Here is a 22165-nt window from a genome sequence, read left to right on the forward strand (position 1 = left end):
ACATGCCGATCCTGACGCTCGTCTTCTACACCGGCGCGCTGGCGCTCGCCGCCGCCTCGCCCGGTCCGGGCATGACGGCGGTGGTGGCCCGCGCCCTCGGCGGCGGCTTCAGGGCCGGCATGACCTTCATCGTCGGCATCGTGTTCGGGGATCTCTTCTACCTGACGCTGGCCATCTTCGGCCTCGCCTCGCTGGCGCAGGAGTTCAACCTCGCCTTCCTGGTGGTGCGCTACGTCGGCGCCGCCTACCTGCTCTATCTCGCGTGGAAGCTCTGGACGTCGCGCGCCGATCCGGCCGAGGTGGCGGCGAAGACGCGGGGCGAAAGCGCGCTGAGGACGGTGCTCGGCGGCTTCACGCTGACGCTCGGCAACCCCAAGACCATCGTCTTCTACATGGCGCTGCTGCCGTCGCTGATGCCGATCGAGAAGATCACGCTTCTCGGCTATGTCGAGCTGATCGGCATATCCGTGGTGACGCTCTCCGTGGTCGGCGTCGCCTATGCGGCGGCGGCGGCCGGCGCCCGCGAGTTCTTCCGCAGCCCCAGGGCGATGCGCCGCCTCAACCGCGCCGCCGGCACCATGATGGCCGGTGCCGCCGCGGCGGTGGTGGCGCGGTAGGGAGACTTCCCCAAATCACTCGGCGGCGAGACTCAGCGCCTGATCGGCGGCGAGGTTGCCGAGCGAGGTGACGATGTGCTTGGCGAGCGCCTCGTGGATCGGGCTCTTGGCGTGCTCGGCCCTGAGGAGGCCGATCTCGGCCGGCTCCAGATCCGGGAAGCCCTCGCGCAGGCCGAGGATGCGCATGTTGGCCTTGAGCGCGCTTTCCGGCAGCACCGAAACCGCCAGCCCGGCCAGCACGGCGCCCGACAGCGCCAGCGCGGCGCTGGAGATATAGGCGACGCGGAAGCGCCGGCCCTCGCGGTCGAGGGCGCGGACGACGTTGGCGCGCCAGCAGCAGTCGTCGGGACCGAGAGCCAGCGGCACCGGATCGAGTTCGTGGACGCTGTGATCGCGCGAGCCGACCCAGTACAGCGGCTCGCGGCGGATCACCTCGCCGCGCAGCGAGCCGTAATAGCCGTGGTTGATGATGCCGAGGTCGAGCCGGCCGTCGCGGATCATGTCGGAGACGGTGACCGAGCGCTGGCACTCGACGGTGATCTCGATCATCGGATTGATGCGCGAGAAGCCGGCCAGCACCGGCGGCAGCAGCCGGTCGGCGTAGTCGTCGGGGATGCCGAGCCGCACCGAGCCGGTCAGGCCGGGGTCCTCGAAGGCGGCCAGCGTCTCGTCATTGAGGCGGATGAGGCGCCGCGCGTATTCGAGCAGCCGCCGACCGTCCTCGGTGAGGCGGCTCTGGCGGCCGTCGCGCGAGAAGATCGGCTTGCCCACCCTATCCTCCAGGCGCCGCATCTGCATGGAGACGGCCGACTGCGTCTTGTGAACGACGTCGGCGGCGGCCGTGAACGACCCCACCTCGGCGATGGCGACGAAAGTCCGGAGCTGATCGAGGTCGAGTACGTTCATCTTCAACGATCCTGATGGATGGCCGGCCAACGACGCAGAAAGAGCATTGCCGCCGGTTTTCGGGTGGCGATCCATCGCCGGCCCTGATCATATGGTGTCAGGATATTGATATCAAGTTTCTTCATGGAAAGCATCAAAAACATGCGTTGGACTGATTGATAGCCCCATGAGATAAATCCACTATCGAAATGGTGCAGCACCGTTCCTATTTCAGTAACGCAAGGCTGCTATGTTCTGCCCATAGGGCATCTGGAAGTTCGCAGGAGCCAAGAGAATGACACTGATCCTCGATCATGCGTCCTCAAGCCGCGCCTCCTCCCATGGTCTCGTCCACGAGGCGCTGCGCCTCGCCGGCGCTGCTTTCAAGCGCCTTGGCGCGCTGATTGCCGCGGAAATCGACCGTCGGCAGACCATGCACCTCCTGGAGTTCGACGCGCACGCGCTGAAGGACATGGGCATTTCCCACTCCGACGTGGAAGGTGCGCTGCTGGTTCCGATCAACCGCAAGCCGAGCCATGCCCTGGCCGCCCGCCGTGCCGAAGCCCGCCGCGCCGAGCATGCCAAAGCCCTGGAGGCCGCCGCCGCCCTTCGGGACGAACACGTACGTATTTCATAAGAGACCGGCATCGGTCCGGCCGAAAGCATTCGTCGGACTTATGGACAGGTAAATGAAATACTAACGGGGCTTCCAGGCGGAGCCCCGTTGTTGCCTTCACCCCTAGCCCCTCAACCCCTGACCCAGACGCACCAAGCGCCAAACCATCCTCCAGCCCCTTCAATGGAGCCGATCATGTCCACGACCCTCGCGTCCAACACCCACGCCGCCGCCTCCGTCACGACGTCCGCCTCGCTGGTGCGCGCCGCTGCCGAGCGAATTGCGTTCGTTGCGAAGGCTCTGGTCAATCGCTGGATGGCCAGGCAACTTTGCGACTTCACCGATTACGAGCTGGCGGATATCGGCCTCAGCCGATCCGACCTCAAACAGGCTCTCGACGGCCCGGTCTATGCCGATCCGTCGCTGCGCCTGGCCGCCATCGCCCGCGGCAATTCGGTGAACATGCGCAGCGTCGTCGTGCATCGCCGCGTAGAGAGCGCGGAGTTCACGCCATTGGTCAGGGGGAGGGAAGAATGATCGCGCCAAGACTGGAAGACTGCGTCAACGATCTCTGCCCGCTCACCCGCCGCCCCGTCAGCCCCGACGCCCTGACCTTCTACAAGGGCAAGGTGGTCGGCTTTGCCGACCGGCAGGCGCGTGACACCTTCCTCGCCGCCATGCTGGCCTTCGAGACAGCCATCCAGCCGCCGCCGGAGGTGCGCTATTCCAAGCCGCTCAGGAAGCGGGAGAAGGAACTCGAAGCGGCCTGAGGCCGCCTTTCCTCCAGCGGACGCGCCGTCCTCCGGGCGCGCCGCTCCATGGGTCCGGAGCCCGTCTCCCCTGTCCGGACCCCAGCCATCCCGGCCCCCTGCCGGATCACCTGGCGGCGTCGCAAGGCGCCGCCTCTTTTTTTATCATTGAAGGCCGTGCTATCGACGTCGGCATGGCCCATTCCGATTTCCGCACGCCGCGCGTCTTCGTGGCGACGCCGCTCGACGGCGCGCCCGTCGCCTTCGATCGCGACCAGAGCAACTATCTCCTCAACGTGCTGCGCCTCCGCGACGGCGACGAGGTGCTGGTGTTCGACGGCCGCAACGGCGAATGGCGCGGCCGCCTCGCCGCCGCCGGCAAGCGGGCAGCGGGGCTCACAGACATCCGCCTCAGCCGGCCGCAGCCGCCGGCGCCCGACCTTCTCTACCTGTTCGCGCCGCTGAAGCACGCCCGGCTCGACTACATGGTGCAGAAGGCCGTCGAGATGGGCGTCGGCCGGATGCGGCCGGTGCTGACGCAACACACCCAGGCGAGCCGCGTCAACCTCGACCGGATGCGCGCCAACGTCGTCGAGGCGGCCGAGCAATGCGGCGTGCTGCACGTGCCCGCCGTCGAGGACGAGGAGAAGCTCGACCGGGCGCTCGCCCGTTTTGCGGCGGACGAGCCGGGCCGGCGGCTGATCTTCTGCGACGAGGGCGAGGACAGCACCAATCCGCTTCCCGCCCTGTCGGCGCTGCCGCGCGGACCGCTCGCCGTGCTGATCGGACCGGAAGGCGGCTTCTCCGACGACGAGCGGCGCACCCTGCGCTGCCAACCCTTCGTCACGGCGATTCCCCTGGGGCCGCGCATCCTGCGCGCCGACACGGCGGCTGTGGCGGCGCTCTCCGTCATCCAGGCGACGCTCGGCGACTGGTAGCCCTGCTGACGCGATCACGTTCCGGCGAGCAGCAAAAACGTTTCCCGCCGGCCGCCCTCCGGCGATTGATCAATCCTTGCCGGACGGCTAGTTTGCCGCCCAATCCTCGGGGAGCCCATCCATGGCGCGAGACACGTCCGACACCACGCCCGTCACTTCCGTCGCCGATCTTGCCGAGCGGATCGCCGGCGGCTGCAAACCGAAGGCGCGCTGGCGGATCGGCACCGAGCACGAGAAGGTCGGCTTCCGCAAGTTCAGCCACGCGCCCGTGCCCTATGCAGGGGCCGGCGGCATCCGCCAACTGCTCGAAGGCATGGAAGGACTGCTCGGCTGGCAGCCGATCGTCGATCAGGACCGGCCGATCGGCCTTGTCGACCCGACGCACGGCGGCGCCATCAGCCTGGAGCCCGGCGGCCAGTTCGAACTTTCCGGCGCGCCGCTCGACAACCTGCACCAGACCGCCACCGAGTTGCAGGCGCACATGATGCAAGTGCTGGAGATCGCCACGCCGCTCAGGATCGGCTTCCTCGCCCTCGGCGCCAGCCCGGTCTGGCCGCTCAGCGACACGCCGGTGATGCCGAAGTCGCGCTACGCCATCATGGCCGACTACATGCCGACGGTGGGCACGCGCGGGCTCGACATGATGTTCCGTACTGCCACGGTGCAGGTCAACCTCGACTTCGCCTCCGAAGCCGACATGATCAGGAAGATGCGGGTGTCGATCGCCCTGCAGCCGATCGCCACGGCGCTGTTCGCCAACTCGCCCTATCTCGACGGCAAGGCTACGGGCCGTCTCTCCGAGCGCTCGGAGATCTGGCGCGACACCGACAACGCCCGCGCCGGCATGATTCCCTTCGTGTTCGACGACGGCTTCGGCTTCGAGCGCTACGTCGAGTGGGCGCTCGACGTTCCCATGTATTTCGTCAAGCGCGGTGACATCTATCACCGCGCCACCGACGTCACCTTCCGGCAGTTCATGGCCGGCGCCTTGCGCGACCGTCTGCCCGGCGTCGAGCCGACCGTCGGCGACTGGGACAATCACCTCGGCACGCTGTTCCCGGAGGTGCGGCTCAAGCGCTATCTGGAAATGCGCGGCGCCGATTCCGGCTCCACCGCCCATATCCTGGCGCTGCCGGCCTTCTGGGTCGGCCTGCTCTACGACGAGGCGGCGCTCGACGCCGCCTGGGACCTGGTCAAGGACTGGACCACCGAGGAGCGGCAGCGCCTGCGCGACGACGTGCCGGCGCTGGCGCTGAAGGCGGAAATCGGCGGCCGCACGGTGCGCGACATCGGCCGCCAGGTGGTGGCGCTGTCGCGGGCCGGCCTTGCCCGCCGCGCCCGTCTCAACCGCTGCGGCCAGGACGAGACCGGCTATCTCCGTCCGCTCGACATCATCCTCGAGCGCGGCAAGACCGAGGCCGAGGTGCTGCTCGAAAAGTTCGGCGACAACCTCGACGGCATCTTCTGCGCCCTCGACATGCAGCCGATGGGCGACCTCGGCTGCCTCTGACCCTCAATCGGGATGCCAGCCGTGACCGAAGCTCGTTCCAACGCCGCCGAATACACGGTTTCGGAAATCTCCTTCGCCCTCAAGCGGACGGTCGAGGACCAGTTCGGCTTCGTGCGGGTGCGCGGCGAGATTTCCGGCTATCGCGGGCCCCATTCCTCGGGCCACGCCTATTTCGCGCTGAAGGACGAGAACGCCCGCATCGAGGCGGTCGTCTGGCGCGGCGTGTTCGGCCGGCTGCGCTTCAAGCCGGAAGAAGGCATGGAGGTGATCGCCACCGGCAAGCTCACCACCTATCCCAATTCGTCCAAGTACCAGATCGTCATCGACGCGCTGGAGCCGGCCGGCGCCGGCGCGCTGATGGCTCTCCTCGAGGAACGCAAGCGCAAGCTCGCCGCCGAGGGTCTGTTCGACGCCGGCCGCAAGCAGCTTCTCCCCTACCTGCCGCGCGTCGTCGGCGTCGTCACCTCGCCGACCGGCGCCGTCATCCGCGACATCCTGCACCGCCTCGCCGATCGCTTTCCCGTACACGTGCTGGTCTGGCCGGTTAAGGTGCAGGGCGAGGGCTGCGGCGACGAGGTGGCGGCCGGCATCGCCGGCTTCAACGCGCTTTCCGGGGACGGGCCGATTCCCCGGCCGGACGTGATCATCGTGGCACGCGGCGGCGGCAGCCTCGAGGACCTCTGGGGTTTCAACGACGAGGCGGTGGTGCGCGCCGCCGCCGCGAGCGACATTCCGCTGGTCTCGGCGGTCGGCCACGAGACCGACTGGACGCTGATCGATCTTGCCGCCGACGTCAGGGCGCCGACGCCGACCGGCGCCGCCGAGATGGTGGTGCCGGTGCGCCGCGAACTGCTCGACCGCGTCGACGACCTCGGCCGCCGGCTGACCGGCGCCGGCCTCCGGGCGATCGACCTCCGGCGGACACGGCTTGTCGCCGCCGCCCGCGCCCTGCCGCGCGCCGCCGACATCCTCGCCCTGCCGCGCCAGCGCTTCGACAGCGCTGCCAACGCCCTGCCCAAGGCGCTTTCCGCCAACACCACCCTGCACGCCCGCCGCTTCGAGCGAGTGGCGGCCCGTCTCACGCCGCAGAGCCTCCTCAGGACGCAAGGCCAGCTCGGTGAGCGCCTGTCGGTTCTCGCGGCGCGCGGCAACCGGGCGGTGGCCGAGTTGATCGCCCGCCGGCGGGCACGGCTCGATCAGGTGGCGTCGGTGTTCGACGCGGTCAACCACCGGGCGACACTGCGGCGCGGCTATGCTCTGGTGCGCGACAGCGACGGCCATCCGGTATTCCGGGCCGATGGCCTTGCGGCCGGCGCGGCGATCGACATCGAGTTCGCCGATGGCCGGATCGGCGCCCGCGTCGGCGACGGCGCGCCGCCTCCGGCCGAGCCGAAGCCGACGCCTCGCCGCGGCAGGGGCAAACCCGAACCGGACGATCAGGGCAATCTCTTCTGAAACTGTTGCCTCAGGCCGAGCGCATCCGGCCGTCGCCGTATTCCACCGGCTGACGGGCGACGACGACGCGGTTGCGGCCGGCGCGCTTGGCGGCGTAGACCGCCTTGTCGGCCTGCTGCAGCATCTGCGCGAAGGACGAGGCGGTGTCCGGATAGGCCGAGATGCCGGCCGAGAAGGTGATCTCCGCCGCCCCCTGGCCGGTTCCGACCGGATGGGCACGGATCAGCGCCCGCCAAGCCTCGGCGCGGGCGCGCGCCTCGTCGATGTCGCAGTCGGGCATCAGCACCAGGAATTCCTCGCCGCCGGTGCGCACCGCCACCTCGCCGGGACGCAGCGACCGGGCGAGGATGGCGGCCATCGCCACCAGCGCATCGTCGCCGGCCTTGTGGCCATAGGTGTCGTTGAGCCGCTTGAAATGGTCGAGATCGAGCGACACGGCGACCAGCGGCCGGCCGGTGACGTCGGCGTGCTTGACCAGCCGGCAGGCGATCTCATCGAGAATGCGCCGGTTGTTGAGGCCGGTCAGGCTGTCGCGGTGGGCCATCTCGTGCAGTTGCTCCTGCAGGCGCAGATTGGCCTCGAGGCGCTCCTCCATCAGTCGCGCCGACAGGCGCAGGCTCTCGTGGACGCAGAGATAGTCGGTGATGTCGCGCAGCACATAGGCGAAGCTCTGGGCGCGGCGGCCGGTCTCGATGACCACGGTGCGCACCTCGTAGGTGCGATTCCCCCGGCTCCAGCGCCGCACCAGTTCGCGGCCCTCGAGCAGGCTGGTCTGGTCGACGGGGCCAAAGCCGGCATCGAGGTCCGAGAGCCGCCGGCCGATCAGCGGGCCGTCGTCGAGGATCGTCTGCGTCGCGGCGTTGGCCTCGACGATCAGCCCGTTCTCCGACACCACCAGGATGCCGTCGGGATGGGCGGCGATCACCGCCCTGAGGGCGACGGGCGCCAGCGACAGGAAGCGGTTGCGGCTGATCAGCATGTTGTAGACCAGCGGCATGATGCCGAGGGCGAGCGGCGTCGGGTCGAAGCCGAAGGCATGCAGGCTGCTGAGGTTGTAGGCGGCGTTGGCCGCCCAGGGCGCCGCGGCGACGATCAGCAGGCCGGCGAACTGGCCGCGATGGCGCGGCGGCGCCTGGATGGCCGCCCACAGCGTCCGCAGCGTCGTCAGCGCCATGAAGAAGTAGATGGCGACCATCACCGCGAAGTACAGCGGCCCGCGCTCGTAGCGCAGCCGCCAGAGATCGTCGGCCGCCGGATCGGCAACCACCGTCGTGTAGATCAGGTGGTGCAGATCGTTGGTCACGGCGATCGTCAGCATGACGAGACCGGCGGCGATCGTGAGACCGGTGTACAGCGCGGCGTTCGGCAGGTCGGACCCGCGGGTGTAGGCCGTCATGAACAGCATCCACGAGATCGGCGTGGCGATGATGCCGTACCAGGCGAGTTCCGAGTAGAACACCTTGAGCGGCGCCGCCTCGGCGCTGACCTCGAGGATGGCGGCAACCGCCCACCAACCGCTCGACGCCATCAGCATCATATAGTCGGTGCGCCCCGGAAAGCTGCCGATGCGCAGCGTACGCCAGGAGGTCACGGCCGTCCCGATGATCACGAGAGCCAGAATGACGGCGGCGGGCTGCACGAGAATTCGGGCTCCGGAAGAATCGGTCGTGACGGGCGATTGCGTAATGCTATCCTGCAACTTCTTTCCAGTTGGTTTCAAGTTCCTGCATGTTTTGCCGAAAAATGCCGGGAGTCGACACCCGTGGGGACTGGACAGCGGCGGCGGCAACGGCTTTCGTTGGCGCGGGCCGTCGCCGGCATTTCCCCGCCGCCGGCCCGCCGCCGCAACCGGAACGACATCAAGATGACCGCCTATCGCACGCTGAATGGCCTCAGGGTCGCCGCCAAGTTCGCCGATTTCATCGAGACGGAGGCCCTGCCCGGCACCGGGATCGACGCCAGCCGCTTCTGGACGGCGCTCGCCGACATCGTCGGCCGTTTCGGCCCGGAGAACCGCCGCCTCCTCGATAAACGCGACGACTTGCAGCGGCAGATCGACGCCTGGCACCTCGCCCGCCCCGGCGCCATCGATGCCGCCGCCTATCGGGCCTTCCTCGAGGAGATCGGCTACCTGCTGCCCGAGCCGGCGCCGTTCACCATCGAAACCGCCGGCGTCGACCCGGAGATTTCGGAGATCGCCGGGCCGCAGCTGGTGGTGCCGGTGATGAACGCCCGCTACGCGCTCAACGCCGCCAACGCCCGCTGGGGCAGCCTCTACGACGCCTTCTACGGCACCGACGCGCTCGGGACGCCGCCGCCGGCCGGCGGTTTCGACACCGAGCGGGCGAGAGCGGTGGTGGCGCGCGCCAAGGCGCTGCTCGACCAGGCGGCGCCGCTCGCCGAGGGTAGCCATGCCGACGTCGTCGCCTATTTCATCGCCGACGAGCGTCTCGGCGTGCGCTTTGCCGATGGCGCCGAGACCGGCCTCGCCAACCCCGCCGGCTTCGCCGGCTATCGCGGCGACTGGGAGGAGCCGGTCGGCATCATCCTGAAGCGCCACGGCCTGCATATCGACATTTCCATCGACCGCGAGAATCCGACCGGCGCCGCCGATCCGGCCGGCGTCGCCGACATCCTCCTCGAAAGCGCGCTGACCACCATCATGGACTGCGAGGACTCGGTGGCCGCCGTCGACGCCGGGGACAAGGTGGCCGTCTACCGCAACTGGCTGGGGCTGATGCGCGGCGATCTCGAAGCGAGCTTCGTCAAGGGCGGCGCCGAGACGAAGCGCCGGCTTGCCGCCGACCGCAGCTTCATCCGCCCCGACGGTTCGGACGGATCGCTGAAGGGCCTCAGCCTGATGCTGGTGCGCAACGTCGGCTCGCTGCTCCACACCGACGCCGTGCTCGACACGGACGGCAACGAGGTGGCGGAATGCCTTGTCGACGCGCTGGTCACCGCGGCGATCGCCCTGCACGACGTCGGGCCGGACGGCCGCCACGTCAACAGCCGCAGCGGCGCCGTCTACATCGTCAAGCCGAAGATGCACGGCCCCGAGGAGGTCGCCTTCGCCGACCGGCTGTTCGCCGCCGTGGAAGAGGTGCTCGGCCTGCCGCAGCTGACGCTGAAGATGGGCATCATGGACGAGGAGCGACGCACCTCGGTCAACCTCCGGGCGTCGATCGAGGCGGCCAAGGCCCGCGTGTTCTTCATCAACACCGGCTTCCTCGACCGCACCGGCGACGAGATCCACACCTCGATGCTGGCCGGCCCGATGGTCAGGAAGGGCGACATCAAGTCGTCGGCCTTCCTCGCCGCCTACGAGGCCGGCAACGTCGACGCCGGCCTGGCGCTCGGTTTCTCCGGCCGGGCCCAGATCGGCAAGGGCATGTGGGCGGCGCCCGACCGCATGGCGGCGATGCTGGCCGAGAAGATCGGCCATCCGCTGGCCGGCGCCTCCACCGCCTGGGTGCCGTCGCCGACGGCGGCGACGCTGCACGCTCTCCATTATCTCGACGTGGACGTCGCCGCCCGGCAGGCCGAACTCAAGTCCCGCGAACGCGCCTCGCTCGACGCGCTCTTGACCCCGCCGATCTCCCCGGACCGCCCGTGGAGCGCCGCCGAGATCGTCGAAGAGCTGGACAACAACGCCCAAGGGCTCCTCGGCTATGTCGTGCGCTGGATCGACCAGGGCGTCGGCTGCTCCAAGGTGCCGGACATCCACGACGTCGGGCTGATGGAGGACCGGGCGACGCTTCGCATCTCCAGCCAGCACATCGCCAACTGGCTGAAGCACGGCGTCGTCACGCGCGAGCAGGTGATGGAGACGCTGAAGCGCATGGCCGCCGTCGTCGACCGCCAGAACGCCGGCGATCCCGCCTACCGGCCGATCGGCAACGACTTCGACAATTCGCTGGCCTTCCAGGCCGCCGTCGAGCTGATCATGACCGGCGATCGCCAGCCGAATGGATACACCGAGCCGGTGCTCACCGCGTTTCGCCGTAGGAGAAAGGTCGAGATCGCCGAGAGGTGAATTGATCGGCGGCGACACCTATCTAAGGATCAGAGCCGGCGCCGGTTTTCCGTCCTCGGACAAGGTCTTGCCGCCGGCACCGGGTCGCATGGACCCAAGCGAAGCCGCTGAGGAGCGCCGCCATGACCGTCAGGGACATCTTCACGATCATCGATATCTACAATGAAAAGATGAACGCCTCCACGGCGGCGCTCGAACTGGCTTCGCGGCGCAAGGCGCACGTCACCGGTCTGGCGCTGGCGCTCGAACCGATCGCGCCGGGCTTCCTCGCCTCGCCGGTTCCGGCCGAATACCTGGTCGAGGCGATCGCCAATGCCGAGACCTCGGCCAAGGAGGCGGCCGCCGCCTTCGAGGCGGAGGCGAAAAGGCTCGGCGTCGACGCCGAGGCGCGCACCGCCACCGTCTATTCCGGTGGCACGCCGGCCATTGTGCGGCAGGCGCAGCTTTCCGACCTGATCGTCGTCGGCCAGGACGATCCCGAGCACGGCGAGCCGATGCGCGCCGCCATCATCGAGACGCTGCTGTTCGAATCGGGCGTACCGGTGCTGATCGTGCCGTCGGGCTGGGACAAGCCGCTGACCTCGGAAAAGGTGATGATCGCCTGGGACGGCTCGTCGACGGCGGCCCGCGCCGTGCACGCCGCCCTGCCGGCGCTGCGCGTCGCCACCACCATCGAGATCGTCATGGTGGCCGGCTCCAAGAGCTGGTCCGGCGAGCCGGGCGCCGATGTTGCCGCCTATCTCGCCCGCCACGACCACACCGTCAGCGTGACGACGCTGCCGCGCTCGGCGCCGGAGGTGTCGACGGTGCTCACCAACCATGCCGCCGAGAGCGGCGCCACCATGCTGGTGATGGGCGGCTACGGCCACAACCGCTTCCGTCAGTTCGTGCTGGGCGGCGTCACCCGCGACATGCTGGAGAAGATGACCATCCCGACGCTGATGACCCATTGATCGAAGCCGGGCGCGGCGGCGGCCGTGCCCGTCCCCTCGCGGCGGCCTTCCCGACATGAGCCTTTCCAGCCTCGACCCCTTCTTCCGGCCGAAGCGCGTCGCGTTGATCGGCGCGACGGCGCGGCCGAACTCGGTCGGGTCGGTGCTCGTCCGCAACCTCCTTGCCTTCGGCCGCGATCGGGTGGCCTTCGTCAATCCCTTCTTCACCGAGATCGACGGCGTGCCCGTCCATCCCTCGCTCGCCAGCCTGCCGGCGCCGGCCGACCTCGCGGTGGTCGCCGTGCCGCCGGAGGCGATCGCCGAGGTGATGGAGGACATCGGCAGGGCCGGCATCCGTCATGCGGTGGTGATCACCACCGGCCTCGGCCGCGGGCCGGGCAGCCGGCTCGAAGCAATGACGGCGGCAGCGCGACGCCATGGCATCCGCGTGCTCGGTCCCAACAGCGCCGGTCTGCAAATCCCGCCGATCGGCCTCAACGCCAGCTTCGCGCAACGGGCGGCGGTGCCGGGTGATCTCGCCTTCATCTCGCAGTCGGGCACCCTCACCCACGCCGCCCTCGACTGGGCGGCCCGGCACGGCGCCGGCTTCTCCGGCATCGCCGTGCTGGGCGACGCCGTCGACGTCGATTTCGACGAGATGCTGGACCATTTCGCCCTCGACCACCGCACGCGGGCGATCCTGATCTATCTCGAAAGCATCCGCGACGCCCGCGCCTTCCTGTCGGCGGCGCGCGCCGCCGCCCGTTCCAAGCCGGTGGTGGTGATCAAGGCCGGCCGCCACGCCGCCGGCGCCCGCGCCGCCCGCTCGCACACCGGGGCGCTGGCCGGCGTCGATGCCGTCTACGACTGCGCCTTCCGCCGGGCCGGCGTGCTGCGGGTGGCCGACCTCGACGAGATGTTCGCCGCCGCCGAGACGCTCAGTCTGGTGCCGCGCATCCAGGGCAAGCGCATCGCCGTCGTCACCAACGGCGGCGGTGCCGGCGTGCTGGCCGCCGACCGCGTCGTCGACCTCGGCGGCGACATCGCCACGCTCTCCGACGACACCCTCGCCACGCTCGACGCGCTGCTGCCGCCGGGCTGGTCGCGCGGCAACCCGGTGGACCTGATCGGCAATGCCGCCGCCGACCGCTACGGCGCGGCGACGCGGGCGGTGCTCTCCGACCCCGGCGTCGACGCGGTGGTGGTGATCAACTGCCCGACGCCGCTCGCCCCGTCGCGGCTCGCCGCCGAGGCGGTGGTGGAAGCCGTCGCCGGCTACCGGCGCGGCCGCTACGACGGCAAGCCGCTGATCGCCGCCTGGCTCGGCGAGGACGACGGCTGGAACGCCACCTTCGCCAAGGCGCGCATTCCGGCGCTGGAGTCGCCGCACGGCGCCGTCGAGGGGCTGATGCAGCTCGTCCGCCACGCCGAGGCGCAGGCGGCGCTGACGGCGACGCCGGCCGACGTGCTGGCCGGCTTCTCGCCCGACCGCGAGCGGGCGGCGCAGGTGATCGGCGAAGCGCTGCGCGACGGCCGGCTGTGGCTGAAGGCGAGCGAAGTGGTGGAACTGCTCTCCGCCTACGAGATTCCCATCGTGCCGGCGCTGCCCGCCCTCGACGCCGCCGAGGCGCGGCTGATCGCCGCCGGTCTCTTCGCCGAGCATCGCTCGCTGGTGGTGAAGATCGCCTCGCCCGACATCGTCCACAAGTCCGACGTCGGCGGCGTCGAGCTGGAACTGTCCAGCCCGGAAGCGGTGGGCGAGGCGGCCCTCGCCGTGATCGCCCGCGCCCGCGCCGCCCGCCCCGACGCCCGTATCGACGGCGTGACGCTGTCGCCGATGATCGTGGCGCCCAAGGCGGTGGAGCTGATCGCCGGCGTCACCGACGACGCGGTGTTCGGACCGGTGATGGTGTTCGGCCGCGGCGGCACCGCCGTCGAGGTGATCAACGACCGGGCGCTGGCGCTGCCGCCGCTCGACGCCAACCTCGCCCGCGACCTGATCGCCCGCACCCGCGTCTCCCGCCAGCTCCAGGGCTATCGCGACCGGCGGCCGGTCGACGAGGGACGCCTCGCCGTCCTGCTGCAACGGCTCGCCCAACTGGTCGCCGAGCATCCGGCGGTCAGCGACATCGACCTCAACCCGCTGATCGCCGAGGCGGATCGTCTCGTGGTGGTCGACGCGCGGGTGACACTTACCGCCGACCAGTCCGGTCCGGGCGCTGCGGCGCTCCATCCGCGCCTCGCCATCCGCCCCTACCCCACCGACTGGGAGGAGCTGATCGTGCTGCCCGGCGGCCGGCGGGTGTTCGTGCGGCCGGTGCGGCCCGAGGACGAGGGCCGCTATCTCGACTTCTTCTCGAAGATGACGGCCGAGGACATGCGCCTGCGCTTCTTCCAGCGCGTCCACGATCTCGGCCATGCCTTCGTCGCCCGACTGACGCAGATCGACTACGCCCGCGCCATGGCCTTCGTCGCCCTCGATCCCGAGACCGGCGACATGCTGGGCGGCGTGCGGCTGCACGGCGATCCCGGCGGCGGCGAGGGCGAGTATGCCGTCTCCGTGCGCTCCGACCTCAAGGGCATCGGCCTCGGCCGGGCGCTGATGATGCAGATCATCCGCTATGCCCGGCGCGAGACCTACGCGCGCATCCACGGCGAGGTGCTGGCCGAGAACCGGCAGATGCTGAGGCTCTGCGAGCGTCTCGGCTTCGTGCTGTCGCCCGATCCCGACAGCCCGGAAATCATCAAGGTCAGCCTCGACCTGACAACGGCCGCCCGCTGACCAAAGGATACACCCCACACGCTCGGCGTGCATTTGCCGCAATGCAATATCGGCGTCGATGCCGGGCGTTCCATTTTTGCGAGTCTTTTCCGCGCGAGATGGGGAAAACCACACAACTTGGCGGTTTACCCCAGACCCGCCCAATCCCGCAAACGATTGCAAAGTCGACAAATTTTGATACTTCCGATGCGTGTCATCCACTGTTTCTTTACCGGTGCATCGCAAGGTTCCCGCAAAGGTGCACGTCCAATATGCGCGTCGCCGGCCGGCGGGCGCTAAGGGGGAAAGAAGATGTCGCTCACGGGCTTCCTGTCGAACCGGTCGATTTCGGTGAAAATCGGCGGTGGTCTGATTTCCCTCGCCGTGCTGGCCGCCGTAGTCGGCGGCGCCGGCTTCCTGGGACTCAACCAGCTCGGCCTCGCCGTCGACATGACGTCGAAATCGGCCTCGGTGCTGGCCACCGTCAACGACGCCGGCAACGCCGTCACCACCTTCATCCAGGATCGCGACAACGGCGCCGCCTCGCAGGCGAGCCAGCTTCTGGACGAGGTGACGGCCCGCCTCGACGAACTCGGCGGCACCTCCGACGCCGGCCTCGCGCCGGCCTATGCGGCGGTGGGCGAGTTCCGCGCCTCGATCGGCGTCCTGTCGTCGTCGGCGGACGCGGTGAGCGCCAGCGCCGCCGCGACCATGGAGCTGCTGTCCAACATGCAGAGCCGCGCCAGCCAGATCGAGGCCGACGCCGCCACCAAAGCCAGGGATTTCCAGACCAAGGCGGCCGACGCCTCCAAGGCGGCCAACACGGCATCCGACCTCGCCGTCGTCGCCTACAAGATCGAAACCTTCGTGCTGAAAGCCAACGAGGCGCTGGCCAAGTTCGCCGCCGACAACAAGGGCGAGAACGTCGCCACGGCCTCGCAGTCGGTGACGTCGGCGCGCATGCTGGTCGACCAGATCCGGTCGCTCGGCAAGTCCGACGACATCCAGGCGCAGGCCGACGCCATCGAGTCGACCGCCCAGGGGCTCGGCGCACTGCTGCAGGGCATGAAGGACAACGCCAATCCCTTCTCGGTCGAGCAGAAGCGCATCTTCGTCCTCGACCGTCTCGCCACGCTGACCAAGGGCACCGAGGAGATCATCCGCCTCGCCGGCCTGCAGCGCGACGAAGCCGTGGAGAACATGCAGGCGGCGCTGGCCGACGCCGACAAGGCGCGGCAGCTGTCCGAATTCGCCACCGCCTTCGGCGCCGCCATCGACACCCTCGCCCTCCAGACGACCACCTACCGCTACGATCCCGATGCCGTCAGCACCAAGATGCTGCTGAAGTCCGCCGACGCCGCCAAGGAGATCGGCCAGAAGATCGTCGCCGCCGGCGGCGTCGACCCGTCCAAGGACATCGACCGCTTCAAGGACGCCTTCACCAAGCTGACCGATGCCTCCAAGGCGTTCACCGGCGCGCGGCAGGAGTCGCGTGCCCAGTCGGCCGCCGCCATCTCGGCGATCAAGACGGTGGTCGACGATCGCGCCGCCGCGGCCAGCCGCAATCGCTCGTCGAGCACCTTCACCATGACCGGCACGCTCGGCGTGGTGCTGGTGCTGGCGCTGATGATCGGCCTCCTGCTGTCGCGCCTGATCACCCGGCCGATCACCAGCCTCACCGCCGCCATGCGGCGGCTGGCCACCGGCGACACCGACATGGCGCTGGACCTCGCCGGCCGCAAGGACGAGATCGGCGGCATGTTCGGCGCCGTGCGGATTTTCCGCGACAACGCCATCGAGCGCCGCCGCCTCGCCGACCAGACCGAGGCCGAGCAGCAGGCCCGGATGCACCGGCAGGAGACCATCGAGGGGCTGATCAACGACTTCCGTCTGGAGATCGAGCAGCTGGTCGGCGTCGTCGCCGGCAATGCCGATCAGATGGAGGCGACCGCCCGGGCGCTGGCCGCCATCGCCGAGGAAGCGCGCGACCGCGCCGGCACCGCCGCCTCGGCCTCCGAGCTGGCCTCCGACGGCGTGCAGACGGTTGCCGCCGCCGCCGAGGAACTGTCGGCGTCGATCGGCGAAATCTCGCGCCAGACCGAGACGGCGACCGTCGTCGCCCAGCGCGCCACCGGCGAGGCCAAGAAGACCGATGCCACCATCTCCGGCCTTGCCGACGCGGCAACGCGAATCGGCAACGTCATCACGCTGATCAAGGCGATCGCCGAGCAGACCAACCTCCTGGCGCTCAACGCCACCATCGAGGCGGCCCGCGCCGGCGAGGCGGGCAAGGGCTTCGCGGTCGTCGCCAGCGAGGTGAAGAACCTCGCCGGCCAGACCGCCAAGGCCACCGAGGAGATCGCCTCGCAGATCGCCCAGATCCAGTCGTCGACCGGCGACGCGGTGGCGGCCATCCGCGCCATCTCCGACATCATGGGCGAGGTCGACCGCACGACCAACGTCATCGCCACCGCCGTCGGCGAGCAGGGGCACGCCACCGCCGAGATCTCGCTCAACGCCCAGAAGGCGGCCGGCGGCACCAAACAGGTGGCCGACGAGACGCAGGCGCTGACCCGCGTGGTCGGCGAAACGTCGCAGTCGGCAAGCCAGGTGCTGGCGGTCTCCAACGACATGAACGACCAGGCCAGCCGGTTGCGCGAGGTGGTCGAGCGCTTCATCAGTCAGGTGATGGCGGCCTGACCTGATATTCGGGGGAGAGGAGAAGCGGGCGGGTCCGTCAAGGGCCCGCCCGTTCCGTATGTCAGCCATAAATGCAATTAATTTCTTTTTATTGATTTCTTGCATTTTGAACCGGGACGAGCCATAGTTTCGACGGACGGAAAGCGGCCGCCGCGGCACTCAGGAACGTGCCGGCCGGACATGGAGTTGAGGACATGGCTTCCAAGCTGGACCAATTGCGCGAGATGACCGTGGTGGTCGCCGATACCGGCGACATCGACGCCATCAAGAAGTTCAAGCCGGTCGATTGCACGACCAACCCGACGCTGGTGCTGAAGGCCATCGGCCTGCCGGCCTACGAGCCGGTGCTCGCCGACGCCGTTGCCTGGGGCAAGAAGCAGGGCGGCAGCGAGGAAGCGGTGATCAAGGCGATCGGCGACCGCCTCGCCGTCGCCGTCGGCACCGAGCTGACCAAGCTGGTCGAGGGCCGCGTGTCGACCGAGGTCGACGCCGACCTCTCCTTCGACACCGCCGCCACCGTCGAGAAGGCGCGCGCCATCATCGCCGCCTACAAGGCCAACGGCGTCGAGCGCGAGCGCATCCTGATCAAGGTGGCCGGCACCTGGGAGGGCATCCGTGCCTCGGAAATCCTCCAGAAGGAAGGCATCGACACCAACATGACGCTGATCTTCGACATCGCCCAGGCCATCGCCTGCGCCGATGCGAAGGCCTTCCTGATCTCGCCCTTCGTCGGCCGCATCCTCGACTGGTACGTCAAGGCCGAGGGCCGCACCTTTACGCCGGACGAGGATCCGGGCGTCATCTCGGTGCGCGGCATCTACGACTACTACAAGGCGCACGGCATCCCGACCGTGGTGATGGGCGCCTCCTTCCGCTCGGCCGCCGAGGTCGAGGCGCTGTCCGGCTGCGACCGCCTGACCATCTCGCCCGCCCTCCTGGACGCGCTGGCCGCCGACCAGGGCACGCTGCCGCGCGCCCTCGATCCGAACAAGGGCGGCCCGAAGCCGCCGGTGGTCAAGCTCGACGAGAAGGCCTTCCGCTGGGCCATGAACCAGAACCCGATGGCCACCGAGAAGCTGGCCGAAGGTATCCGGCTGTTCGCCAAGGATCTCGGCGAGCTGCGCAAGATCGTCGCCAGGCGTTTCGCCGCCTGACGGACGACATTCGAGGGTCTTGCCTCGGCATCCACCGTTCAATCGGCGGATGCCCTGGGGCCGGAGGGCGCTTTTCAAGCCGGCGCCCGACGGCCTTCTCCCCGGACCGGCACGTCGACGACGGACGACGTGCCGGACGCCGGAGGTCTTTCTCCCTTCCCAAGGCGCGCATCATGCCCCGGCCCCGCCGCAGCGAAGACATGATCGTCGAGATCGCCCGCCTGCGCTACGAGCAGCGCCTGCCGCAGACCGAGATCGCGCGCCTTCTGGAAATCTCCGAGGCCACGGTCAGCCGGGCGCTGAAATCGGCGCTCGACCTCGGCTACATCGAATTCCAGGTGACGCCCAAGGCCTTCCGCGACGCAGCTGCCGAGCAGCGCCTCAAGGCGCATCTCGGCCTGCGCCTCGCCGTGGTGGTCGAGAACCGGGCCGGCGCCCACGCGCCGGCCGAGACGCTGGGCAAGGCGGCCGCCCGCGTCATCGAGGACATGCTGAAGAGTGGCGACGTGCTCGGCGTCTCCGACGGCGCCACCGCCGCCGCCATCGCCGCCGCCGCCCGCCGGCCGCCGGCCCGCGATCTCGACGTGGTGGCGCTGGTCGGCGGCGTCGGCGCGCCCGAGCACTATACCCATTCCTCCGAAGTCTGCCGCCGTCTCGCCGCCGGGCTCGGCGCCCAGGCCTGGCAACTGCCGGTGCCGGCCATCGTCGACGACGCCGATGCGGCGCGCCTCTTGCGCGCCACCGGCACGGTGCGCGGCGTCTTCTCGATGATGGATCGCCTGGCGATCGCCGTGGTCGGCGTCGGTGCCATCTCGGCCACCGCCATGGTGTTCCGCGAGGGCTTCATCGCCCCCGGCAAGCTTGAGGAGATCCGCGCCCACGGCGCCGTCGGCACCATCTGCGGCCGCTTCTTCGGCAAGGACGGCAAGCCGGTCGGCACCGAGTTCGACGACCGCACCATGTCGATCTCGCTCGAGCGCCTCACCCGCGTGCCGCTGTCCGTCGCCGCCGCGCTGTCGCCGCAGAAGGCCGAGGCGATCCGCGCCGCCGTGGCCGGCGGCCTCGTCAACGCCGTGGCGACCGACGTCGAGACCGCCGAGGCGCTGATGGCCCTCCCCGCCGGCTGATGCTGCTGACAGGCGCCGTCGCGGCGCCGGCCTAGCCTTCCGTCCGTATCTTGCGGGAGGCTGTCATGACCATTGCCGACGACATCATCGCCCTCGAAAAGGCGGCGCTCGACCGCTGGTGCGCCGGCGACCCCGACGCCGCACTGGCGCTGTCGGCCGAGGACGTCAGCTATTTCGATCCGTTCCGGGAAAGCCGCCTCGACGGCAAGCCGGCGCTGGCCGCGCTCTACGACGGCCTGCGCGGCCAGATCTCGGCGCCGCGCCACGAGATGATCGAGCCGAAGGTGCAGGTGGTGGGCGACGCCGCCGTGCTCAGCTTCCGCTTCGTGTCCTGGAACGGCAGCGAGGGCGCCCGCGTCGCCTGGAACGCCACCGAGGTCTACCGGCGCGATCCGGAGGGCTGGCGGGTCATCCATACCCACTGGTCGTTCACCGGCGCCGGCCTCGCCGCCGGACAGGCGGACGCCTGACGGCCTATTGGGCCTTCTGCGTAGGGCCTGCTATGCTCGGCGCGATTGCAACGGCGGACGGATGGAATCATGGCGGATGTCAGGGCTATCTGCGCGATCGGGCTGAGCGGCCAGATCGGGCTCGGCGGCGAACTGCCCTGGGAGGGCAACCCGGAGCGCGAGTTCGTCGCCGACGTCGAGCGCTTCTACGAGGTGACGCGCGGCCACGTGATGCTGGCCGGGCCGCACACCATCTCCACCCTGCCCGCCTTCATGCAGTTCGACCGCACGCTCTGCGCTGTCCGCTCCAGCGACGATCCCGCGGCGGTGCTGGCCCGCTTCCCCGACCGCGTCGTCTATGTCGCCGGCGGGCCGGCGGTGTGGGCGGCCTATGCCCGCTTCATCCGCCACTGGGACATCAACCGCCTGCCCTACGACGGCCCGGCCGACCGCTGGTTCAAGCCGGAGTGGCTGGTGGCCGGCCGCTGACGGCGGCAGCAAAAAGGCGCCGGAGAAGCCCCCGGCGCCCGTCCGATGTTTCCGGAGGCGGAAAAGCGTTTCCGAAACGCCGCCGCCGCCGACTTTTGTTTCCGTCAGAGCGACTTCAGCCACTCCATGCGCTTGCCGAGATCGGGGGCGTCGAACACCAGCTTGCCGGCGACGATCGCCTCGGCGCCGGCCTTGCGCAGCACCGGCACGGTCTCCTCGCGGATGGCGCCGTCGGCCACCATGACGATGCGATGGTCGCAGGGAATGCCGGCGATGTATTTCTGCGCCTCGGCGAGGCGCTGCGTGGCGTTGCGGGCAAGGCCGTCGCGCTCGCCGATCTCGGCGCCGAACAGCGTGACGAAGCCGACGCGCGGCAGATGGCGGATCAGCTTGGTGACGGGCGTGTCGACCTTCAGCACGACACCGGCGACCAGACCCAGCTCGTTGATGCGGGCGATGCCGCTGTCGGTCAGGAGCGTGTTCTCGGCGTGGATCGAGATGGCGTCGGCGCCGGCGGCGGCGAACTGGTTGATCTGGTTGATCAGCGCCGGCTCGCCCACCATCAGGTGGACGTGGATCGGCTTGTCGGTGATCGAGCGGATGCGGGCGACGATCTCCGGAAACATCAGGAGCGTGTCGGCGAACACGCCGTCGGAGGCGTCGATATGGATCAGATTGGCGTGAGGCTCGATGCGGGCTACCTCGTCGGCGATGCGCAGGAGATCCGACGACCACATCGAGAACTCGGTGATCAGGTGATCCTTGGGGAGGCGGTCGATCCATCCGGCGGCGGGGCGGTTCATCAGGCAATTCTCCGGGAGCAAGAACAGACGTGTCAGTGGCCGGCGGCCCTGGCCGGCTTCTGGCGCGCCATGATCAGGATTGCGCACGGCAATCTGGATAGCACTAGTGCTTTCGTAGAGAAGAGTGCTTTTTTCGCGCGTCCGTTATGCCGGTTGCCGCCGCAACGCAAAACGGCGGGGCATGGCCCCGCCGAATGCATTTCGTCGACGTGTTCCGGTCAGGCGACCATGTCGAACAGATAGCTGGTGCTCGCCGACGAGGCCGACGAGCCGCTGGCGCCGTAGGCGGTCTGGTTGCTTTCGGCGACCGCGTCCTGCAACTGCTTCAGGATGTCGGCGACCGAGCTGCCGGACGACGAGCTGTCGGCGGCATCCGTCGGATCATCGCCCTCGGGCGGCGGTCCCGGCGGCGGCCCGCCGGCGCCTCCCGGTCCGCGCGCGCCCTTCGAGAAGGTATCCTTGAAGACCTGGGAGAGTTCGTCGGCCTGATCGGACGTCAGCGTGCCGGCATCGACCTGCTGCTGGATCAGATCGCTGATCTTCTCCTTCATCTCTTCGGGCGACGGCGGCGCGCCGGCGGCGGAGGCGCCGCTCGACCGCTCGCTCGACAGCGTCTGGTCGATGCTCTTGAGCGCGGTGGTCAGCGCGGATTCGTCGGACGACTGGATGCTGCCGGCGCTGATATCCGATTGAAGCGTCGACTGCAGCCGGGCGAGCGGCGACTGGTGGGCGGTGGTGGAAGAAATCGAGGTCATTTTACCCCTCGGGCTAGAGTCTTACGCGTTTACTTCCGTGAGCCAAGCGCCCCGTTCGTTAACGAGTGGTAACCATCCGGCCGTCGCGGTAACCGGGCGTTTCGAGGCACGGAGAAGGAAACATCGGGATACAAAATAACTGTCGTGAACAGCGGCCCGAATGCTAATGCTCGGCCGTTGAATGCGAATGGC

General features: G+C 69.1%; 19 protein-coding genes. 15 read left to right on the top strand and 4 right to left on the bottom strand.

Annotation, left to right across the window (positions count from 1 at the left end):
• Positions 1 to 2 precede the first annotated feature (2 nt).
• Entirely contained in the window at positions 3 to 617 is a 615-nt protein-coding gene (locus H512_RS0102460) for a LysE family translocator (RefSeq protein ID WP_026782174.1), read from the top strand.
• Positions 618 to 632: 15 nt separating this feature from the next.
• On the opposite strand, the gene H512_RS0102465 is transcribed toward H512_RS0102460, so the two are convergent.
• The gene (locus H512_RS0102465) at positions 633 to 1523 is read right to left on the bottom strand and encodes a LysR substrate-binding domain-containing protein (RefSeq protein ID WP_026782175.1); all 891 of its coding nucleotides are present in this window, start codon (positions 1521 to 1523) and stop codon (positions 633 to 635) included.
• Between the two features lie 274 nt (positions 1524 to 1797).
• Between H512_RS0102465 and H512_RS0102470 the strand changes: the two genes are divergently transcribed.
• The 6 genes from H512_RS0102470 to xseA all read left to right on the top strand — a co-directional run bounded on the left by H512_RS0102470 (position 1798) and on the right by xseA (position 6770).
• Positions 1798 to 2139 carry a YjiS-like domain-containing protein gene (locus H512_RS0102470; RefSeq protein ID WP_026782176.1) on the top strand — a complete coding sequence of 114 codons (342 nt, stop codon included), beginning with the start codon at positions 1798 to 1800 and terminating at the stop codon, positions 2137 to 2139.
• 174 nt (positions 2140 to 2313) lie between these two features.
• On the top strand, positions 2314 to 2655 hold the full coding sequence (locus tag H512_RS22295) for a DUF1127 domain-containing protein (RefSeq protein ID WP_169507116.1): 342 nt from the start codon (positions 2314 to 2316) through the stop codon (positions 2653 to 2655).
• On the top strand, positions 2652 to 2888 hold the full coding sequence (locus tag H512_RS22300; protein WP_156899320.1) for a glutathione S-transferase: 237 nt from the start codon (positions 2652 to 2654) through the stop codon (positions 2886 to 2888). The genes H512_RS22295 and H512_RS22300 overlap by 4 nt, the downstream gene beginning before the upstream one ends.
• A gap of 173 nt (positions 2889 to 3061) precedes the next feature.
• Complete coding sequence (locus H512_RS0102485) at positions 3062 to 3805, top strand: 16S rRNA (uracil(1498)-N(3))-methyltransferase (protein ID WP_026782177.1); 744 nt, start codon at positions 3062 to 3064, stop codon at positions 3803 to 3805.
• A gap of 121 nt (positions 3806 to 3926) precedes the next feature.
• Complete coding sequence (locus tag H512_RS0102490) at positions 3927 to 5315, top strand: glutamate--cysteine ligase (protein WP_026782178.1); 1389 nt, start codon at positions 3927 to 3929, stop codon at positions 5313 to 5315.
• Between the two features lie 12 nt (positions 5316 to 5327).
• Positions 5328 to 6770: an exodeoxyribonuclease VII large subunit gene (gene xseA, locus H512_RS0102495; RefSeq protein ID WP_026782179.1), complete on the top strand. Its 1443-nt coding sequence runs from the start codon at positions 5328 to 5330 to the stop codon at positions 6768 to 6770.
• Between the two features lie 10 nt (positions 6771 to 6780).
• On the opposite strand, the gene H512_RS26830 is transcribed toward xseA, so the two are convergent.
• On the bottom strand, positions 6781 to 8409 hold the full coding sequence (locus H512_RS26830; protein ID WP_026782180.1) for a histidine kinase N-terminal 7TM domain-containing diguanylate cyclase: 1629 nt from the start codon (positions 8407 to 8409) through the stop codon (positions 6781 to 6783).
• 225 nt (positions 8410 to 8634) lie between these two features.
• On the opposite strand from H512_RS26830, the gene H512_RS0102505 reads away from it, so the two are divergent.
• From H512_RS0102505 to H512_RS0102540, 8 genes are all read left to right on the top strand, one after another.
• Positions 8635 to 10803, top strand: a complete 2169-nt coding sequence (locus H512_RS0102505) for a malate synthase G (RefSeq protein ID WP_026782181.1) — start codon at positions 8635 to 8637, stop codon at positions 10801 to 10803.
• A gap of 122 nt (positions 10804 to 10925) precedes the next feature.
• Positions 10926 to 11756, top strand: coding sequence for a universal stress protein (locus tag H512_RS0102510; RefSeq protein WP_026782182.1), 831 nt, complete (start codon positions 10926 to 10928; stop codon positions 11754 to 11756).
• Between the two features lie 55 nt (positions 11757 to 11811).
• The gene (locus H512_RS0102515) at positions 11812 to 14517 is read left to right on the top strand and encodes a bifunctional acetate--CoA ligase family protein/GNAT family N-acetyltransferase (RefSeq protein WP_026782183.1); all 2706 of its coding nucleotides are present in this window, start codon (positions 11812 to 11814) and stop codon (positions 14515 to 14517) included.
• A gap of 291 nt (positions 14518 to 14808) precedes the next feature.
• Positions 14809 to 17196, top strand: a complete 2388-nt coding sequence (locus H512_RS27735; protein ID WP_053239508.1) for a methyl-accepting chemotaxis protein — start codon at positions 14809 to 14811, stop codon at positions 17194 to 17196.
• A 194-nt stretch (positions 17197 to 17390) separates the two neighbouring features.
• On the top strand, positions 17391 to 18350 hold the full coding sequence (gene tal / locus H512_RS0102525) for a transaldolase (protein WP_026782184.1): 960 nt from the start codon (positions 17391 to 17393) through the stop codon (positions 18348 to 18350).
• Between the two features lie 173 nt (positions 18351 to 18523).
• The gene (locus tag H512_RS0102530) at positions 18524 to 19477 is read left to right on the top strand and encodes a sugar-binding transcriptional regulator (protein ID WP_084798269.1); all 954 of its coding nucleotides are present in this window, start codon (positions 18524 to 18526) and stop codon (positions 19475 to 19477) included.
• Positions 19478 to 19542: 65 nt separating this feature from the next.
• A complete protein-coding gene (locus tag H512_RS22310; RefSeq protein WP_053239509.1) occupies positions 19543 to 19947 on the top strand; it encodes a YybH family protein in 405 nt (134 codons plus the stop codon).
• A 69-nt stretch (positions 19948 to 20016) separates the two neighbouring features.
• Positions 20017 to 20415 (top strand): dihydrofolate reductase family protein, encoded by a 399-nt coding sequence (locus H512_RS0102540; protein ID WP_026782186.1) that lies wholly within the window; start codon positions 20017 to 20019, stop codon positions 20413 to 20415.
• A gap of 104 nt (positions 20416 to 20519) precedes the next feature.
• Here H512_RS0102540 and H512_RS0102545 read toward each other — a convergent pair whose 3' ends face one another.
• Together H512_RS0102545 and H512_RS0102550 are read right to left on the bottom strand one after the other, a co-directional pair.
• On the bottom strand, positions 20520 to 21218 hold the full coding sequence (locus H512_RS0102545) for a beta/alpha barrel domain-containing protein (RefSeq protein WP_026782187.1): 699 nt from the start codon (positions 21216 to 21218) through the stop codon (positions 20520 to 20522).
• Between the two features lie 218 nt (positions 21219 to 21436).
• Positions 21437 to 21973: a hypothetical protein gene (locus H512_RS0102550; protein ID WP_026782188.1), complete on the bottom strand. Its 537-nt coding sequence runs from the start codon at positions 21971 to 21973 to the stop codon at positions 21437 to 21439.
• Positions 21974 to 22165 lie beyond the last annotated feature (192 nt).

This window comes from Pleomorphomonas koreensis DSM 23070 (assembly GCF_000425185.1).
Taxonomy (GTDB): domain Bacteria; phylum Pseudomonadota; class Alphaproteobacteria; order Rhizobiales; family Pleomorphomonadaceae; genus Pleomorphomonas; species Pleomorphomonas koreensis.

Coding starts and splice junctions, on each gene's coding strand:
- H512_RS0102470 (WP_026782176.1), top strand. CDS start 1,798: ATGACACTGATCCTCGATCATGCGTCCTCAAGCCGCGCCTCCTCCCAT.
- H512_RS22295 (WP_169507116.1), top strand. CDS start 2,314: ATGTCCACGACCCTCGCGTCCAACACCCACGCCGCCGCCTCCGTCACG.
- H512_RS0102460 (WP_026782174.1), top strand. CDS start 3: ATGCCGATCCTGACGCTCGTCTTCTACACCGGCGCGCTGGCGCTCGCC.
- xseA (WP_026782179.1), top strand. CDS start 5,328: ATGCCAGCCGTGACCGAAGCTCGTTCCAACGCCGCCGAATACACGGTT.
- H512_RS22300 (WP_156899320.1), top strand. CDS start 2,652: ATGATCGCGCCAAGACTGGAAGACTGCGTCAACGATCTCTGCCCGCTC.
- H512_RS0102515 (WP_026782183.1), top strand. CDS start 11,812: ATGAGCCTTTCCAGCCTCGACCCCTTCTTCCGGCCGAAGCGCGTCGCG.
- H512_RS0102540 (WP_026782186.1), top strand. CDS start 20,017: ATGGCGGATGTCAGGGCTATCTGCGCGATCGGGCTGAGCGGCCAGATC.
- H512_RS0102530 (WP_084798269.1), top strand. CDS start 18,524: ATGCCCCGGCCCCGCCGCAGCGAAGACATGATCGTCGAGATCGCCCGC.
- H512_RS0102485 (WP_026782177.1), top strand. CDS start 3,062: ATGGCCCATTCCGATTTCCGCACGCCGCGCGTCTTCGTGGCGACGCCG.
- H512_RS0102550 (WP_026782188.1), bottom strand. CDS start 21,973: ATGACCTCGATTTCTTCCACCACCGCCCACCAGTCGCCGCTCGCCCGG.
- H512_RS0102465 (WP_026782175.1), bottom strand. CDS start 1,523: ATGAACGTACTCGACCTCGATCAGCTCCGGACTTTCGTCGCCATCGCC.
- H512_RS27735 (WP_053239508.1), top strand. CDS start 14,809: ATGTCGCTCACGGGCTTCCTGTCGAACCGGTCGATTTCGGTGAAAATC.
- H512_RS0102510 (WP_026782182.1), top strand. CDS start 10,926: ATGACCGTCAGGGACATCTTCACGATCATCGATATCTACAATGAAAAG.
- tal (WP_026782184.1), top strand. CDS start 17,391: ATGGCTTCCAAGCTGGACCAATTGCGCGAGATGACCGTGGTGGTCGCC.
- H512_RS0102545 (WP_026782187.1), bottom strand. CDS start 21,218: ATGAACCGCCCCGCCGCCGGATGGATCGACCGCCTCCCCAAGGATCAC.
- H512_RS0102505 (WP_026782181.1), top strand. CDS start 8,635: ATGACCGCCTATCGCACGCTGAATGGCCTCAGGGTCGCCGCCAAGTTC.
- H512_RS0102490 (WP_026782178.1), top strand. CDS start 3,927: ATGGCGCGAGACACGTCCGACACCACGCCCGTCACTTCCGTCGCCGAT.
- H512_RS22310 (WP_053239509.1), top strand. CDS start 19,543: ATGACCATTGCCGACGACATCATCGCCCTCGAAAAGGCGGCGCTCGAC.